General features: G+C 55.6%; 15 protein-coding genes. 1 reads left to right on the top strand and 14 read right to left on the bottom strand.

Features of this window, described 5'->3' with window-relative positions; all coding sequences use genetic code 11:
* Nucleotides 1-269 precede the first annotated feature (269 nt).
* From paaZ to paaF, 12 genes are all read right to left on the bottom strand, one after another.
* The gene (gene paaZ / locus RS027_RS10770; protein WP_311956740.1) at nt 270-2,315 is read right to left on the bottom strand and encodes a phenylacetic acid degradation bifunctional protein PaaZ; all 2,046 of its coding nucleotides are present in this window, start codon (nt 2,313-2,315) and stop codon (nt 270-272) included.
* Between the two features lie 15 nt (nt 2,316-2,330).
* On the bottom strand, nt 2,331-3,410 hold the full coding sequence (gene paaE / locus RS027_RS10765) for a 1,2-phenylacetyl-CoA epoxidase subunit PaaE (RefSeq protein WP_311956737.1): 1,080 nt from the start codon (nt 3,408-3,410) through the stop codon (nt 2,331-2,333).
* 13 nt (nt 3,411-3,423) lie between these two features.
* On the bottom strand, nt 3,424-3,981 hold the full coding sequence (gene paaD / locus RS027_RS10760; protein WP_311956735.1) for a 1,2-phenylacetyl-CoA epoxidase subunit PaaD: 558 nt from the start codon (nt 3,979-3,981) through the stop codon (nt 3,424-3,426).
* Nucleotides 3,982-4,027: 46 nt separating this feature from the next.
* On the bottom strand, nt 4,028-4,792 hold the full coding sequence (paaC, locus tag RS027_RS10755) for a 1,2-phenylacetyl-CoA epoxidase subunit PaaC (protein WP_311956725.1): 765 nt from the start codon (nt 4,790-4,792) through the stop codon (nt 4,028-4,030).
* A gap of 11 nt (nt 4,793-4,803) precedes the next feature.
* Entirely contained in the window at nt 4,804-5,085 is a 282-nt protein-coding gene (paaB, locus tag RS027_RS10750) for a 1,2-phenylacetyl-CoA epoxidase subunit PaaB (protein ID WP_311946515.1), read from the bottom strand.
* Between the two features lie 15 nt (nt 5,086-5,100).
* Nucleotides 5,101-6,090, bottom strand: coding sequence for a 1,2-phenylacetyl-CoA epoxidase subunit PaaA (gene paaA / locus RS027_RS10745; RefSeq protein ID WP_311956713.1), 990 nt, complete (start codon nt 6,088-6,090; stop codon nt 5,101-5,103).
* Nucleotides 6,091-6,351: 261 nt separating this feature from the next.
* A complete protein-coding gene (gene paaK / locus RS027_RS10740) occupies nt 6,352-7,665 on the bottom strand; it encodes a phenylacetate--CoA ligase PaaK (protein WP_311956700.1) in 1,314 nt (437 codons plus the stop codon).
* Between the two features lie 93 nt (nt 7,666-7,758).
* Nucleotides 7,759-8,988 (bottom strand): 3-oxoadipyl-CoA thiolase, encoded by a 1,230-nt coding sequence (gene pcaF / locus RS027_RS10735; protein WP_311956745.1) that lies wholly within the window; start codon nt 8,986-8,988, stop codon nt 7,759-7,761.
* Between the two features lie 14 nt (nt 8,989-9,002).
* Nucleotides 9,003-9,455 (bottom strand): hydroxyphenylacetyl-CoA thioesterase PaaI, encoded by a 453-nt coding sequence (gene paaI / locus RS027_RS10730; protein ID WP_311956697.1) that lies wholly within the window; start codon nt 9,453-9,455, stop codon nt 9,003-9,005.
* Nucleotides 9,452-10,972, bottom strand: a complete 1,521-nt coding sequence (gene paaH, locus RS027_RS10725) for a 3-hydroxyacyl-CoA dehydrogenase PaaH (RefSeq protein ID WP_311956695.1) — start codon at nt 10,970-10,972, stop codon at nt 9,452-9,454. Before paaH ends, paaI begins: the two co-directional genes overlap by 4 nt.
* 2 nt (nt 10,973-10,974) lie before the next feature.
* Nucleotides 10,975-11,766 (bottom strand): 2-(1,2-epoxy-1,2-dihydrophenyl)acetyl-CoA isomerase PaaG, encoded by a 792-nt coding sequence (paaG, locus tag RS027_RS10720; RefSeq protein WP_311956693.1) that lies wholly within the window; start codon nt 11,764-11,766, stop codon nt 10,975-10,977.
* Nucleotides 11,767-11,829: 63 nt separating this feature from the next.
* Nucleotides 11,830-12,603, bottom strand: a complete 774-nt coding sequence (gene paaF / locus RS027_RS10715; RefSeq protein WP_311956744.1) for a 2,3-dehydroadipyl-CoA hydratase PaaF — start codon at nt 12,601-12,603, stop codon at nt 11,830-11,832.
* A gap of 363 nt (nt 12,604-12,966) precedes the next feature.
* Here paaF and RS027_RS10710 point away from each other — a divergent pair, with 363 nt between their 5' ends.
* Nucleotides 12,967-13,557: a phenylacetic acid degradation protein PaaY gene (locus tag RS027_RS10710; RefSeq protein ID WP_311956690.1), complete on the top strand. Its 591-nt coding sequence runs from the start codon at nt 12,967-12,969 to the stop codon at nt 13,555-13,557.
* A 256-nt stretch (nt 13,558-13,813) separates the two neighbouring features.
* Here the strand turns inward: RS027_RS10710 and RS027_RS10705 are convergent, their stop codons facing one another.
* Nucleotides 13,814-15,256, bottom strand: coding sequence for an NAD-dependent succinate-semialdehyde dehydrogenase (locus RS027_RS10705; RefSeq protein ID WP_376717594.1), 1,443 nt, complete (start codon nt 15,254-15,256; stop codon nt 13,814-13,816).
* Nucleotides 15,257-15,325: 69 nt separating this feature from the next.
* On the bottom strand, nt 15,326-16,132 hold the full coding sequence (locus RS027_RS10700; RefSeq protein WP_311956687.1) for an IclR family transcriptional regulator: 807 nt from the start codon (nt 16,130-16,132) through the stop codon (nt 15,326-15,328).
* Nucleotides 16,133-16,291: the final 159 nt, after the last annotated feature.

The raw sequence follows: 16,291 nt of genomic DNA, 5'->3' as shown, positions 1-16,291 counted from the left end.
ACTGGACGCCCATCGGTACCGTGTCGCTCAACCCCGAGCGGGAGCTTCAGGTCACCGTTGTCGAACCGGAAAAACAGGTAGCCTAAATGACCTCAGAGGCGACATATTCCTTGACAACTACCGGCTACCGGATGCTGGTCGATATTGTGGCGTATTGAAGGGAGGCTGGAGGGTGTGTGAGGCGAGGCGCCGACCCGGCACCCGGACCTAACCGTTAGATACAAAAAAACCGCCAGAGCCTACTGGCGGTTTTGTTGTGGCTAGTAAAATTATGCCGGTTTTTTAGCTACGAGTGTCAAAATATCATAGCTGGCAACTAGCTCGTCATCCTGGTTCGTTACCTGAACATCCCAGGCAACCACACCTTGCGGGTGACCATCCGGCGAGGTGCGTCCCTGATCAATCTTGCGCTTACAGGTTAGGCGAGCACGGATAGTATCACCCGGCGCGACCGGCTCGATGAAACGCAGCGTATCCAGGCCGTAATTCGCCAATACAGGGCCTTCGGCGGGATGAATAAACATGCCGGCGGCAGCAGACAAGACGAAGTAGCCATGAGCGATACGTTGGCCGAATTGGCTGTTACGGGCAGCGATTTCGTCGAAGTGCATGTAGAAGTGGTCGCCGGACAGGCAGCCGAAATTGACCAGGTCCGCTTCTGTCACAGTACGGCGATGGGTCAGCAGAGACTGATTGATCTGCAGGTCTTCGAAGTGGTAGCGGAACGGGTGAATGTCGCTTTCGGTAACTTGCGCCCCGCGCACATACTCGCCGCTAACGGCAGCTAGCATAGTGGGAGAGCCCTGAATGGCAGTGCGTTGCAGGTAATGATAGACAGCGCGAATACCACCCAGCTCTTCACCGCCGCCGGCGCGCCCTGGCCCACCGTGCTTGAGCATAGGCAGGGGAGAACCATGTCCGGTGGCCTCCTTGGAAGACTCCGCATCCAGCAGGTACAGACGACCATGGTAAGCCGCCAGTCTGGGCGCCAGAGTGGCGATAGTATTGGGGTCTCGCGTAGTGACTGTCGTTACCAGCGAGCCGCGACCTTTGGCTACCAGCTCTACTGCTTCGTCCAGTGTGTTATAGGGAATAATCGTGGCAACCGGGCCGAAGGCTTCAATATCGTGGGCGCCACAGCCGTTGTCTGGATTACGGCAAAGCAACAGGTGTGGCTCGATAAAGGCGCCCTTATCAGTTCCCTCGCCGGTAGGCTGGAAGCTACCATCGCCACCGAAAACCAGTTCACTGGTCTTGAGCAGCTCCTGAATATTGGTTTTTACGTCTTCCAGCTGATCGAGGGAAGCCAGAGCACCCATGCGGACCCCTTCAACGGAAGGGTCCCCCGTAGTGATTTTGGACAGACGCTCTCGTAGCTTATCGCTGACCGCATCAACCTGTTCGCGGGGCACCATTACACGCCGGATGGCGGTGCATTTCTGACCCGCTTTTGCGACCATTTCACGGCCCACTTCCCGCACAAATAAGTCAAACTCTTCGTGCTCGGGGGTAATATCGGGTGCTAGAACTGCACTGTTCAGAGAATCGGCTTCTGCATTAAACGGGATGGAGCGGTTGATAATGTTCGGATGGTTACGCAGCTTGCGAGCCGTAGTAGCAGAGCCGGTAAAGGTGACAACGTCCTGCTCTTCCAGATGATCAAGCAGATCGCCTGTGCTGCCGATAATCAGCTGCAGACTGCCTTCTGGCAGAGCACCGGATTCGTGCATGAGGCGTACCGCCAGTTCGGTCACGTAGCTGGTAGAAGTGGCCGGCTTCACAATGGAAGGCATGCCTGCCAAGAAGGTCGGCGCAAATTTCTCCAGCATGCCCCACACCGGAAAATTGTAGGCATTGATATGTACGGCCACACCGCCGCGGGGCACCATGATATGGGTACCCGCAAAGTGGTTATTTTTACCCAGAGGAACAACTGGCCCTTCATGTACAACGTTTCCCGACGGTAGGTCACGGCGGCCCATGCTGGAATAAGAGAATAGTGTGCCGAAGCCACCATCAACATCAATGCCGTTATCTGATTTGCTGGAGCCTGTGTGCATGGACTGAGCGTAAAGCTCTTTTTTGTGCTCCTGTAGATAAATAGCCATGGCCTTGAGAGCCAGGGCACGCTCTTGGAAATCCATTTCCATGAGGGTCTTGCCGCCTACTTTGCGGCCATAATCTACGGCCTTGGCAAAATCGAGAGTATCGTCGTGAGTATGGGCAACGATCTCTCCGTTGATGGCGCTAGGCAGCGCCTTGGCCTGTCCGGAACCGATCCATTCACCGGCAATAAAGCTCTTGAGAACTGACATTTAAAAACTCCAGAATTACATTTCGTCGTAGTCAAGAACGACCTTGTCGCTGACGGGGTAGCATTGGCACGACAGCACGTACCCTGCTTCCAATTCGTAATCTTCCAGGGCAAAGTTTTGGTCCATTTCCACTTCGCCTTCTAACACTTTAGCGCGGCAGGTCGAGCATACGCCGGCTTGGCAAGAAAAGGGCAGATCTGCCCCTTCGTCATTGCCGGCCTGAAGTATGCTTTTGGTATCGCGCACTAGATCAAACGTCAGGGATCGACCGTCTGACTTAACAGTGATCTCGCTGACGGCTTCGGGATCCACCCGGGTTTCTGCACGGTCTTCGCGGGCTCGAGGTACCCCCCCGGCCGGCGTGAATAGCTCGTAATGAACGTTATCCGGATCCATGCCGTGGCGAATAAGAGAATCACGCACGGTTTCTGTTAATAGTTGGGGGCCGCAAAGGAAAGCGGCTGTTAGCTGCTCGGCGTTGATCCAGCTTTTAAATAGCTGGTCGCATTTGTCGTTATCAATGCGACCGTTATACAGGTCGATATCCTGCTCTTCCCTGGTAAAGGTGTATACCAAGTTAAAGCGGGACATGTATTCATTCTTCAGATCTTGAAGCTGGTCGCGAAACATGGTGTTGCTGACGCTTCTGTTACCATATAGCAAAGTGACCGAGCTCTCGGGTTCGGTCTCCAACGTGGTTTTAATGATAGACAGAATCGGTGTGATGCCGCTACCGGCAGCAACTGCCAGATAGTTACCTTTGCGCTCTGGATCCAGGTCAATAGAAAAAGTGCCCTGCGGCGGCATTACTTCCAGAGTGGATCCGGGCTCTAACTGCTCACTAGCATAAGTGGAGAAGAGGCCACCAGGTACGCGCTTGATGGCAATGCGCAGCTCTTGATCATTCACGCTGCTGCAAATGGAGTAGGTGCGCCGCACCTCTTCGCCGTCTAGTTTCGTGCGTATGACAAGGTGCTGTCCCTGTTTATATTCGAACTTTTCTGCCAAATCTTCGGGCAGGTCGAAGCACAGAGAGACGGCGTTTTTTGTTTCCGGCCTGACCTCGTTAAGAGGTAGTGCGTAGAATTTATTCATGATCGTATCAACTCTATATGCACTTGAAATAATCGAAGGGCTCTAGGCAGTCGCTGCAGCGGTAAAGCGCCTTACAGGCCGTTGAGCCAAACTCACTAATGCGTTCAGTGTGGTCGCTGCCACATTGAGGGCAGGCGATGGTCTCTTCGGCGCCTAACAGGCTCATTTTGCTGGCGTTACCCTGTGGCGGTGCTATACCAAATGCTCGGAGCTTTTCCCGGCCTTCGGCAGTGATCCAGTCTGTGGTCCATGCCGGTGTCAGCACCTGGTTTAGCTGGGGGTCGCGGATTCCGGCTGCGCGCAGGGCTTCGACAATCAGCTCTTCGATCAGCTCAGTAGCAGGGCAGCCGGAGTAGGTGGGCGTTATATCCACACTTAAATGCTTACCATCCCAGCTCAGGCGTCGCACAATACCCAGCTCCACCACGCTGATAGCAGGCACTTCCGGATCCTTGACGTTATCCAGCAAGGCCCAGATGGCTTCCTCCGACAGAGACTCAGGGCGGGCGTTGGCCGGTACCTGATCACTGGCAATCAGTACGTCGACGGATGATGGTTCACGTTCATTCACCGGAAGTGCTCCCCTTGGCAGATGGATGTAGCCTTATCAGGCGGCTTTACCAGGTTGTGGCATCCGGGTAGGCACGAGGCAGAAACTGCATCTCGGCCAGAATGAAACCCAAATGCTCGGTATGAACGCCGTGTTTGCCACCCATGTACATCCAGGCATCTTCTTTGCCCGGTGTCAGAGTGGCCTGTGCTGCTACTTCATGCACCATGCCGAACCAGTCCTGCTTCAACTGTTCTGGGTCCGGGCCGATGCCCGCCTTGAACATGGCATGATCGGTATCATCCGGCGTTACTAGCTCACCTGTGAAACGCCATAGCAAGTCAAAGGCATGCTGAATACGGCGGTGGCTTTCTTCAGTGCCGTCACCCATCCGCCTGACCCATTCGGCAGAGCGGCGCAGATGGTAAGTAGCTTCCTTGATCGCCTTCGCCGCAACGTTGGCAATGCGCTCGTCGCTGGCATTGACCAGACTTTGTAGCGTGAAGTAGTGCCACACATCAAAGAAGAACTGGCGAGCGATAGTAACGGCATAATCTCCATTGGGCTGCTCGACCATCAGTAGATTGCGATAGTCGTGGGCATCCCTCAAAAAGGCTAGGTTATCCGCATCGCGTCCATTGTTGATAAGGTCGGCAGCGTATTCATACCAGTGGCGTGCCTGGCCGATCAGATCGAGAGCAACGTTGGTAGACGCCAGTTCTTCTTCCAGAGCGGGCGCTTTACCAACAAGCTCGCTCAAGCGCTGTCCCAGAATCATGTCGGAATCAGCCAAGCGAAGCAGATATTCCTGCAGGGCTTCTTGCTGTGTCATCGGGAGGCTCCTCACATGTGTCCGACTTCATCGGGCAGCTTGTAAAATGAAGCGTGCCGGTAAACCTTATCTTCAGACGGATCGAATAGTACCTCTTTTTCATCTGAAGCTGATGCTGTAATGATGGCCGACGGAACAACCCAGATACTTACCCCTTCATTACGACGGGTATAGAGTTCACGGGCGTTTTCCATGGCCATTTCATCATCAGCAGCGTGTACGCTGCCTACGTGTTTGTGGTTCAGGCCGTGCTTGCTGCGTACGAAAACCTCGTAAAGATGCCATTCAGCCATTGTGATCTCTCCTCTTTAAGCGGCTTTACGCTGTTGTTTTTTTGCGGCATAGGCAACGGCTGCGTCCCGCACCCAAGCACCTTCATCAATTGCGTTGCGGCGAGTGGCAAGACGTTCGTGATTGCAGGGGCCATTGCCCTTGAGAACGTCGTAGAATTCTTGCCAATTGATTTCGCCGAAGTCATAGTGACCTGTCTCTTCATTCCACTTGAGGTCGGGGTCCGGCGCAGTGCAGCCGAGAAACTCAAGCTGTGGAACGGTTTGGTCGATGAACATCTGCCGCAATTCGTCGTTACTCTTGCGCTTGATCTTCCATACCATGGACTGTTGTGAGTTAGGAGACTCATCATCGTGAGGACCGAACATCATCAATGACGGCCACCAGAGGCGATTAATCGCGTCCTGCACCATATCCTTCTGCTCCTGGGTGCCTTCACGCATCATGTCCAACAGTATTTGGTAGCCTTGGCGCTGGTGAAAACTTTCTTCCTTGCAGATGCGTACCATGGCACGGGAATAGGGACCGTAGGAGGTACGCTGCAGCACGACCTGGTTAACAATAGCAGCACCATCAACCAGCCAGCCGACGGCACCCATATCGGCCCAGTTCAGAGTCGGGTAGTTAAAAATAGTAGAGTACTTGGCCTTGCCGTCGTGCAGCTTCTGGATTTCTTCGTCGCGATCGGCACCCAGAGTTTCTACGGCGCTGTAGAGGTAGAGGCCATGACCGGCCTCGTCCTGGATCTTTGCCATTAGCTGAAGCTTACGCTTGAGGGTCGGCGCACGAGTGACCCAGTTCCCCTCCGGCAGCATGCCGACAATTTCTGAGTGGGCATGCTGAGACATCTGGCGGATCAGTGTCTTGCGATAGCCTTCGGGCATCCAGTTCTTGGCTTCAATTTTTATCTCGGCATCTATCTTTTCCTGGAAGCTCCTTTCTTCGGGAGACATTTCTTCCAGACTTTTGAGGCGCTTGGCGCCAGTATCAACCATCTGTGCGTACATGACTCTCTCCGAATATCATTTGCAAAATTCGCCGCTCGCCGTTGGCAACGCGTGCGACGATCCACAGGGCTAATTCCATATTATATGACACAGAACAAATTTCAAGTATGTTTTTTCTGTATCATTTCAGGGTTCAGTATTTTTCCACTTATGGGTAAGATATTGAAAATAAAGAAAGTTTTTGGTTGTGCCGGCAATTGGCTTTTTTGCTGAGAAAGGCAGTGGCCTAGGCAGGTCGAAGAGCCGGCTTAAGCGTAGCTGTCATCCCTTACGGCGATCGAAGACGCGTTTGGCCTTGCCTTCAGAGCGGCTGATGGTTCCTGCATCCTCCACTTTCACGCTAGTGCTAATACCGATGTAGGACTTGATGTGATGATTGAGCTCCTTGGCTGTTTGCTCTCGGGTGCCGGTGCCGGTGCCGTTGACATCTGACTTGAGCTCAGTTCGGATATCCACACAGTCCATGTTGCCCTTTTTGTAAACCACGATTTCATAGTGTGGGGCTAATGCGCGACACTTGAGTATCTGTTCTTCAATCTGGCTGGGGAATACGTTCACGCCACGGATAATCAGCATGTCATCGCTGCGACCGGTGATCTTGTCAATCCGGCGCATGGGGCGAGCGGTACCCGGCAGCAGGCGCGTCAAATCACGAGTTCGGTAGCGGAGCACCGGCATGGCTACCTTGGTTAAAGAGGTGAAAACCAGCTCACCGTATTCGCCGTCTGGGAGCACCTCACCGGTTTCGGGATTAATAATTTCCGGATAGAAATGATCTTCCCAGATCGTAGGACCGTCTTTGGTTTCCAGGCATTCCATACCGACCCCTGGCCCCATGACTTCTGATAAGCCATAAATATCCAGGGCCTGGATGTTGAGCCGTTCTTCAAGTTCGGCACGCATTTCGTTGGTCCAGGGTTCAGCACCGAAAATACCCAGGCGCAGCGGCAGGTCTCTGGGATCCATGCCCTGTCGATCCAGCTCGTCTGCAATGTTCAGCATATAGGAGGGCGTTACCATGATGATATCCGGCTCAAAATCATTGATCAGCTGAACCTGCTTCTCTGTCTGCCCGCCGGACATGGGAATAACGCTACAGCCAAGGCGTTCGGCGCCGTAGTGAGCCCCTAAGCCGCCTGTGAAAAGGCCATAGCCGTAGGCAACATGGATTTTATCGCCTGCACTGCCGCCGGCCGCTCGGATGGAGCGGGCCACTATGTCAGCCCAGGTTTCAATATCACCTTTGGTGTAACCGACGACGGTTGGCTTACCGGTGGTACCGCTGGACGCATGTACTCGAACCACTTTTTTCATGGGCACCGCAAACATGCCGAAAGGATAGTTGTCCCGCAGGCTATCCTTTGTCGTAAACGGTACTTTGGCGAGATCTTCCAGACTGTTGATATCCATGGGCTTAAGGCCAATTTCATCGAATGCCTGGCGATAGTGCGGCACGTTGGTGTAGGCGTGCCAGACACTCCAGCGCAAGCGCTGGAGCTGTTCGTGGCGAAGCTCGTCCACGCTGGCAGTTTCCATTCGATCCAGTTTTCCGAGCTTGTGCATGGGGAGATTCATGGCTGTGTCCTGCTTTGTTTTTGTTGCCCCGGCGAATTGTTTCCCGGGCCGTATAAGTTTAAGGATTGGGCCCGGGTGCCCGGGCCTGTTCAGTTATGTTGCGTGATCGACACGCTCAATAATTAGCGCTATACCTTGCCCCACACCGATACACATAGTGCACAAGGCGTAACGGGCGCTCTGGCTCTGTTCATGACGGCATTCCAGCGCGTTGAGTGCGGTAGTGACTAGGCGGGCCCCGCTCATACCCAGAGGGTGACCCAGGGCGATAGCGCCGCCGTTCGGATTAACATGTTCAGCGTCGTCCGGCAGACCCAAATCGCGAAGCACCGCCAATGACTGAGCAGCAAACGCTTCGTTCAGCTCGATGACGTCCATGTCAGCCAGGTCCAGGCCGGATGTTTTCAATACTTTACGAGTAGCCGGCGCAGGCCCCATGCCCATGATGCGCGGCTCAACCCCAGCCGTGGCCATCGCGACAACTCGTGCCCGGGGCTTCAGGTTGTGTTCTTTCAGCGCATCGCCGCTTGCCAGCAATAGGGCGCAGGCGCCATCGTTAACACCAGAGGCATTACCGGCTGTTACGCTACCGTCGTCCCGGAAAGGAGTCCCGAGGCTAGCTAGCTTTTCCAGGCTTGTTTCACGCGGATGTTCGTCGGTATCCACTGTGAGCGGATCCTGTTTACGCCGGGGCACACTGACCGGAACAATTTCCCGATCAAAGTAACCTGCTTCCCTGGCTGCGGCCGTGCGCTGTTGGCTTCTTAGGGCAAAGGCATCCTGATCTTCGCGCGAGATATTGTAGTCAGCGGCGACGTTTTCGGCCGTTTCCGGCATGGAATGAATGCCGTACTGCTTTTCCAATATCGGATTGACGAAGCGCCAGCCTATCGTGGTATCGAATATTTCGGCTTTGCGACTAAAGGCCGTTTCGGCCTTACCCATCACGAACGGTGCCCGGGACATGGATTCCACGCCGCCGGCCAGCATCAGCTTGGCTTCTCCCGTGCGCAGTGCGCGGGAGGCAGTGCCAATGGCGTCCATGCCGGAGCCGCACAGACGGTTAATAGTGCTACCCGGAACATTTACCGGGAGCCCGGCAAGCAGTAACGACATGCGGGCCACATCGCGGTTGTCTTCACCGGCCTGGTTGGCGCAGCCATAAAGCACGTCATCCACGCTGGCCCAATCCAGCTGTTGATAACGGTCTTTCAAGGCCTTCATGGGAACAGCGCCCAGATCATCCGCTCTCACGGAGGCCAGGACTCCCCCATAGCGGCCCACGGGGGTTCTGACGGTGTCTACGATATAGGCATCTTTCAGGCTATTGTTGTGACTCATTCGACGGTCTCCGACTGTATAACGTTGCCGCGTACCTGGTAGGACTTGCCGCGAAACAAGGCAATGACATGGTCGTTCTGGTTTGTGATCGTAATGTCGTAGATACCCATACGGTTGCCACGGGACTGCTCGATGGCGCTGGCCGTCAACACGTCACCTTTTTGGGCCCCCTTCATGTATTCGATAGAACAGCCCGAGGCCACCGTGGCCTTGTCATAGCTGTTGCAGGCAAAGGCAAATGCCGAATCGGCAAGCGTAAACAGATAGCCGCCGTGACATGAACCATGTCCCTGAATCATGGTATCGGTGATAGCCATGGATACTGTGGCTTCACCTGGAGATACTCGGGTAATCGTTATGCCAAGATTCTGGCTGGCAAGGTCTCTTGCATACATGGATGCCGCGCAGTCCTGAGCCAGCTGTTGCGCGTCGTCATACGCTTGGCTCATGAATAAAACCCCTTTTCGGCGAATCGGTTCTTGCGCAACAGCAACGACGGCCTGTAGCGGTCTTCGCCGTAGCTTTGCTGCATATTGGTCAGTACGGTATGCACCAGGCTGAATCCGAGATTGTCGCTCCAGCGCAGCGGGCCTTCCGGATAGTTCAGACCTGCTTTCATGGCCAGGTCGATATCATCCAGAGATGCCACGCCGTGCAGATAGGCATCTGCAGCCTCGTTGGCGAGCATGGCCACAGTGCGCATGATCACTACCCCCGGACGATCGGCTATGTGACTAACCGCGATGTCGGCCTTTTGCAGAAGGGCGCAGGCATCATTGATAGCCCGAGGGGAGGCTTGTTCAGCAGCGGTAATGGCTAACCGGTTGGCTTGGGTATAGTCGAACGCCAAATCCAGCAGGATCAGATTATTACAGGCGTCTTCAGCGGCACGTTCGGTTGCCATGCGGCCGTCGGTTAACGCGAGTACCGCTGCTCCAAATAGCAGGCGGCCAGGCCCGTCTCGCTCGACAACCTCGCAACCATGATTGCGCAGCCGCGCCACTAGGGGAGCAAGTGGACCGGCACTACCTTCCACGATTAGCGTGTCTTCTTCAGTGTGGGCGGTCTCAGCCGTAGCCAGCTGCGGCTTTTGCGCGTCTTCAGTGTAGTGGTAAAACCCTTGACCACTCTTGCGTCCTAGGCGCCCTGCGTCTACCAGGTCTTTCTGAACCAGGGAGGGGAGGAAGCGAGTGTCCTGATAGTAGGCATTGAAAACCGATGTGGTTACCGCATAGTTAACGTCGTGGCCAATCAGGTCCGTCAGCTCGAACGGCCCCATGCGAAAGCCACCGGCTTCGCGTATGAGCGCATCCAGTGTGGCACTATCGGTGGCCTGCTCGTACAGCAGGCGCAAACTTTCTGCATAGAAAGGGCGAGCGACTCGGTTAACAATGAAGCCCGGTGTTGATGTTGCGATAACAGGCTTCTTGCCCCATTGGATAGCGGTGGCGTAAACACATTGGGCAACGTCTTCGCTGGTGGCTAGGCCTTTGACGACCTCGACCAATGCCATTAGGGGAGCAGGGTTGAAAAAGTGCATCCCAACGAGACGCTCCGGATGCTCCATACTGGCACCTAGTGCCGTCACGGAGAGAGACGAAGTGTTGGTTGCAAGAATTGCCTGTTTGGTACAAATGGCTTCAAGTTCGGCAAAGAGTTTCTGCTTGGCCTCGATATCTTCGATGATGGCTTCAATAACCAGGCCGGCACTGGCCAGTTCGTCGAAATCGCTAATCGGGATGATGCGTTCGAGCAGCGAGTCCAGGCTAGATTGCTTTAGCTTCCCCTTATCGACTCGGCGTTGCAACTGCTTGGCAACGTTCTGTCGACCCGCTTCGGCAGCCCCTGTTCGTTGATCCAGCAGGTATACGCGATGCCCGGACTGGGCAGCAACCTGGGCGATCCCAGAACCCATGGCTCCGGCACCAATCACGGCTATCGGCGTATCTGTTACTAGTGCCTGCATGATTATTTCCCCTTGAAGTCCGGCGTGCGTTTTTCCATGAAAGCTGCCACGCCTTCACGATAATCCTCGGTGCGTCCGGCCAGCCGCTGCAGGTCTCGTTCGACCAGAATTTGATCGTCAAAGCTGTTATTAGCACTTTCGTGCAGCGCCCTTTTGATCATGGCCAAGCCTTTGGTTGGCTGAGACGCGAAATGACGAGCGAGGCTCCAGGCCTCTTCCTCTAGATCTTCGTCTTCCACGCATTGCCAGATCATGCCCCATTGCTCGGCTTTTTCTGCACTTAGCTTGTCACCCAATAGGGCTAGGCCCTTGGCCCGGGCCAGGCCTACTGTGCGGGGGAGTATCCAGGTGCCGCCCGAGTCGGGAATCAGGCCAACTTTGCAAAATGCCTGGATAAAGCTGGCTGAGCGTGCTGCGAGCGTAATATCGCAGGCCAGCGCAATATTGGCGCCGGCCCCGGCGGCAATGCCATTAACAGCGCAGATAACGGGCATAGGCAGGTTGCGGATGGTCTGCAGCAGCGGGTTGTAATAGTTCTCGATGGAAAAACCTAGATCCGGCGCTTCCTCGCCTGGCTTCACATTACGATCCGACAGGTCCTGTCCAGCACAGAAGCCACGGCCGTTGCCGGTAAGGAGAACCACACGCACCGTTTGGTCTTTGCGGATGGTTTTCATGGCAGAGCGCATCTGCTCATGCATTTCAACGTTGAAACTGTTGAGGCTCTTCGGCCGGTTCAGGGTAATCTTGGCAATGCCCTGATCAATATCGAGAAGCACACTCTGCTCAGTCATGGAGCTATCCTTATAGGTCACAGGAATCCCGGGGGCCGGATTGAGGAGATCGATACTCTGGCTTTAGCGCCCGGAAAATGTCGGTTTGCGCTTGTTCTGGAAAGCCTCAAGACCCTCTCGGCGGTCATCAGTAGCGGCCAGAATGGTGAAGGCATGACGCTCAAAGCGAAGGCCGGCGGCGAGATCCATGTCTTCAGCGCGCTGTATTGCTTCGCGAGCCAGCTCCACGGCAATCGGCCCCTTGGAGGCGATGGTGCGCGCAATAGCAAGAGCGCGTTCGACGGTTAACTCCGGCTGGCAAACCTCGCTGACTAAGCCTGCGTCCAGCGCGCGCTGAGCGCTGATGGGCTCGCCGGTGAGCACCATTTGCATGGCCAGCGACTGGCCGACAGCACGTACCAGACGCTGGGTGCCGCCCGAGCCGGGCATGATTCCGAGATTGATTTCTGGCTGGCCGAAGCGGGCCTTATTGCCGGCAATCAGGATATCGCCGCACATGGCCAGCTCGCAGCCGCCGCCGAGGCAGAAGCCGTTGATGGCCGTGATGAGGGGTTTTGTGAAACGGCGGATACGTGCCCAGTGCTCAATACGCGGATCGTTGAGCATGCCGACCAGGTCGCGGGCTGCCATTTCGGTGATATCAGCCCCGGCGGCAAAGGCACGCTCGCTGCCGGTAATGACAATGGCCCGGGTTTCTGGATCAGCTTCAGCGGCATCCAGCTCATCGCTGAGGGAAGCAAGTAGCGCTGTATTCAAGGCATTGAGAGCGTCAGGACGATTAAGCGTTAACAGGCGAACGCCCTGAGCCGGCCCTTCCGAGAGCAGTATCTGTGGCATGAGAGGTTCCGGGATTGCGTTATTGGGTTTTTCAGCATGGTCTGATAGCGGACACGGAAGCCGAGGTATGTTGTCGTTGAGCTTTCCGGGTGACCGGGCCATGTACCTAAGAAGAGAATATCGGGAAAAATTGATACAGGTCAATTTTCACAGGTGTTTTTTCTGTATCGGATTCCTGTTGTACATGCGGCGTTTTTTAATTGGCTGATTTTGTTGTTATTTTTAGAATATTGTCCTTTAGTATGAGGGAAAATTCGCTACTCATGGCGTAATTTGCGGAAGTTAAATATCGACGAATTTTGTTTTTGATACAGGAATGTGTCGCAAGGTATTGAATATTGAGGCAAAAATAGGAGTGCGTATATGCCCTGTTATCGAATCGATGGCGTCACGCCTGTGGTACACCCTTCTGCTTATGTGCACCCAACAGCCGTGCTGATTGGCGATGTGCAGGTAGGGGCTGAGTGCTATATTGGGCCCTGTGCATCGCTGCGCGGTGATTTTGGTCGTATCGTGATGGAGTCGGGTGCCAACCTTCAGGATACCTGCGTAGTGCACGCCTTCCCCGGGCGCGACGCAGTGATAAAAAGTAACGGCCATATTGGCCACGGTGCCGTATTACACGGTTGCGTGATTGAGTCTGATGCCATGGTAGGAATGAATGCTGTGGTTATGGACGAGGCGGTGATTGCTGAGCGTTCCATTGTCGGCGCTGCCGCTTTTGTCAAAAGCGGCTTCGGCTGCGAGCCCGCTTCACTGATTCTAGGAGCCCCGGCTATCGTTCATCGCCAGCTAAGCGATAAAGAGGTGGGCTGGAAACAGAGCGGTACCCGGGAGTACCAAGCGTTAACGCAACGCTGCCGGGAAAGTATGCAGGAATGTATGCCGCTGGCGGAACTTGACGCTGACCGTCCAGCGTTGCAGGTGGGTAGGCACAGGCTGAAAGACCCGTAATTGGCAGGCGGATATAGCGGCACTTGAGCTTAAATTGAGATCGCTTGCGATTAGCCTTGGCCGGCCCCGCGCCGGCCACTTTGTTGCCAGCGCGCATAGCCCGCGCCACTCACTGCGCGCGTTGAGGAGAGGAAGGGCTCAGCGTTGTGACGGTCAGCAGAATCAGCCCGATGCCGACAAGCTGAATCGAGGTCAGGCTTTCGTTTAGCACTATGAACCCGAACAGCGTGCTTAGCCCGGCACGGGCTTTCTTGTGTTAGAGGCTGCCGATACACACGTATTTGAGCTCTGTGAATTCTTCCAGGCCGTAGCGGGAGCCTTCCCGACCCAGGCCGGATTCCTTGACGCCGCCGAACGGGGCCAGCTCGGTAGAAAGGTGCCCTTCGTTGACGGCCACCATGCCGTATTCCAGGCTCTCTGAGACGTGCCAGATGCGCCGGTAATCCCGAGCGTAGAAATAGGCTGCCAAGCCAAACTCGGTGGCATTGGCCAGCGCAACGGCCTCTTCTTCAGTGGTAAAGCGGAACACCGGCGCCAGCGGGCCAAAGGTTTCTTCCCGGGCGACGCGCATGTCCGGGGTCGCATCCGCAATAACCGTCGGCTCGAAGAAGGTGCCGCCCAGGGCGTGAGGCTTGCCGCCGCAGACCAGGCGGCCGCCTTTATCCAGGGCGTCGCCGATATGCGTCTGGACCTTTTCCACGGCCGCCTGGTTGATCAGGGGCCCCTGAACCACGTCATCTTCCATGCCGTTGCCCACCTTGAGCTCCTTGACCCGGGCGGAAAGCTTCTCAAGGAAGGTTTCATAGACGCTATCCTGCACCAGAAAACGGTTGGTGCATACGCAGGTCTGGCCGGTATTACGGTACTTGGAGAGCAGGGCTCCCTCTACCGCGGCGTCAATATCTGCATCGTCAAAAACGATAAAGGGGGCGTTGCCGCCGAGCTCCATCGAGGCTTTCTTGACGGTATCGGCGCACTGGGCAAGGAGCTTTTTGCCCACTGGAGTCGAGCCAGTGAAAGAGATTTTGCGGACTCGCGCATCGGTACTCAGAACTTCACCGACTTCAGCCCCTGTGGAGGCGGTAATGACGTTGAGCACGCCGGCAGGCAACCCGGCCTCTTCCGCCAGTTTGGCAAGGGCCAGTGCCGTCAGCGGAGTCGCCTCTGCCGGCTTGATGACGACGCTGCAGCCGGCTGCCAGCGCCGGCGCACACTTGCGGGTAATCATCGCCAGGGGGAAGTTCCAGGGAGTAATGGCCGTGACGACGCCGACGGGCTCGCGAAATACCAGGATGCGTTTGTCTGCCCCGTGGCCGGGAAGGGTCTCTCCGGCGATTCGCTTGGCTTCTTCGGCAAAATACTCGACAAAGCTTGCGCCGTAGGCGACCTCCCCGCGCGACTCGGCTAGCGGCTTGCCCTGCTCCAGCGTCATGATCTGCGCCAGCTCTTCCTGGTGCGCCATGATGCCCTCAAACCAGCGGCGTAGCAGCGCCGCGCGCTCCTTGGCCGCTTTTTTACGCCAGCCGGTAAACGCCTGGTCAGCGGCGGCAATCGCTTCCCGGGCGTCTTCAGCCCCCATATCGGGCACTTGGGCAAGCGCTTCGCCGTTGGCCGGGTTGGTCACGGCGAAGTGGCGCGCGCTGTCATGCCATTGGCCGTTGATATACGCCTTGGTCATCAATAGTCGTGTGTGGGACATGGTGTTTCCTTATGACGTGTAGCAGGCAAAAATAAGCCGTCCGTCAAGCCTCGCGGTGTGGCTCGGGTATCAGGCTTGATCGGCCGGGGAGACGCCTTCCTGGCAGAGATCGGCAATGGCGTCCGCAGCGCGCCTGAGGGCCGGCAGGCAGGCGAGTGCCTGGTCGTGATTAAAGCGCATGATTGGCCCCTGGACAGCAACCCCGATATTGGAAACGCCCTGAGGGTTTGATGCGAGTACGGCTATGCACAAAAGGCCGGGTAAAAACTCTTCGTTATCAAAGGAGTAGCCGCGCTGCTTAACATGCTGAATTTCTTCTTCCAGCGCTTGCTGATCGGTGAGCGTATTCGCCGTGAAGCGCTCAAGCGGCAGGTTGCATAGAAGACGGCGCCGCTGTGCCGGTGTCATTTGCGCCAGGAAAAGTTTGCCGCTGGCGGAGCAGTGGACGGGGACGCGCGACCCTGGCTGCAAATAAAAGCGCAGCGGTGCCGAGGTTTCCACGCGATCCAGATAGAGAACTTCCCCGTGCGACAGGGCGGTAATGTTGCAGCTTTCGCCGATTTCCTCGGCCAGCGAGCTCAAGATGGCATGGCGCGCGCCGCGCAGCGTGTCGTTCAACAGCAGGTTTTCCGCCAGCTGCTGCAGGCGCCTGCCGTGGCTGTAGTGGCGTCCATCAGCTTCGCGCTGCAGCATTCCCGAGCTTTCCAGCTGCTGCAGCATCCGGTGCAGAGTCGGCTTGGGCATATTGGTTTCCTCAACCATGCTCTGCAACGTAAAGAATTGATCTTTCTCTGATATTACCTCAAGCAGCGTTAGCAGCCGTTGCGCCGGGGTATCGCCTTCCAGGCGGCTCGCCTCAGATTTTGTGGTGCTCATAGCAGATTCCTCTTATATGGCAAAAGTATGTTCCATTCCGGAAAATAAATCAATTTGAATAAAATTACGGAATTCATGTTGACGTTGCGCTGCGTAACGTCTAGATTTCAAGTCATTCCGTTTTCCGGAATTAAACATACAATAAAATGAATTTTTCAG

Origin of the sequence: Halomonas garicola, assembly GCF_031935715.1 — a bacterium.
In the GTDB taxonomy this organism is placed as follows: Bacteria; Pseudomonadota; Gammaproteobacteria; order Pseudomonadales; family Halomonadaceae; genus Vreelandella; species Vreelandella garicola.
Note: the sequence above shows the minus strand (reverse complement) of the source record. Positions and strands in the feature narration are given on the sequence as shown.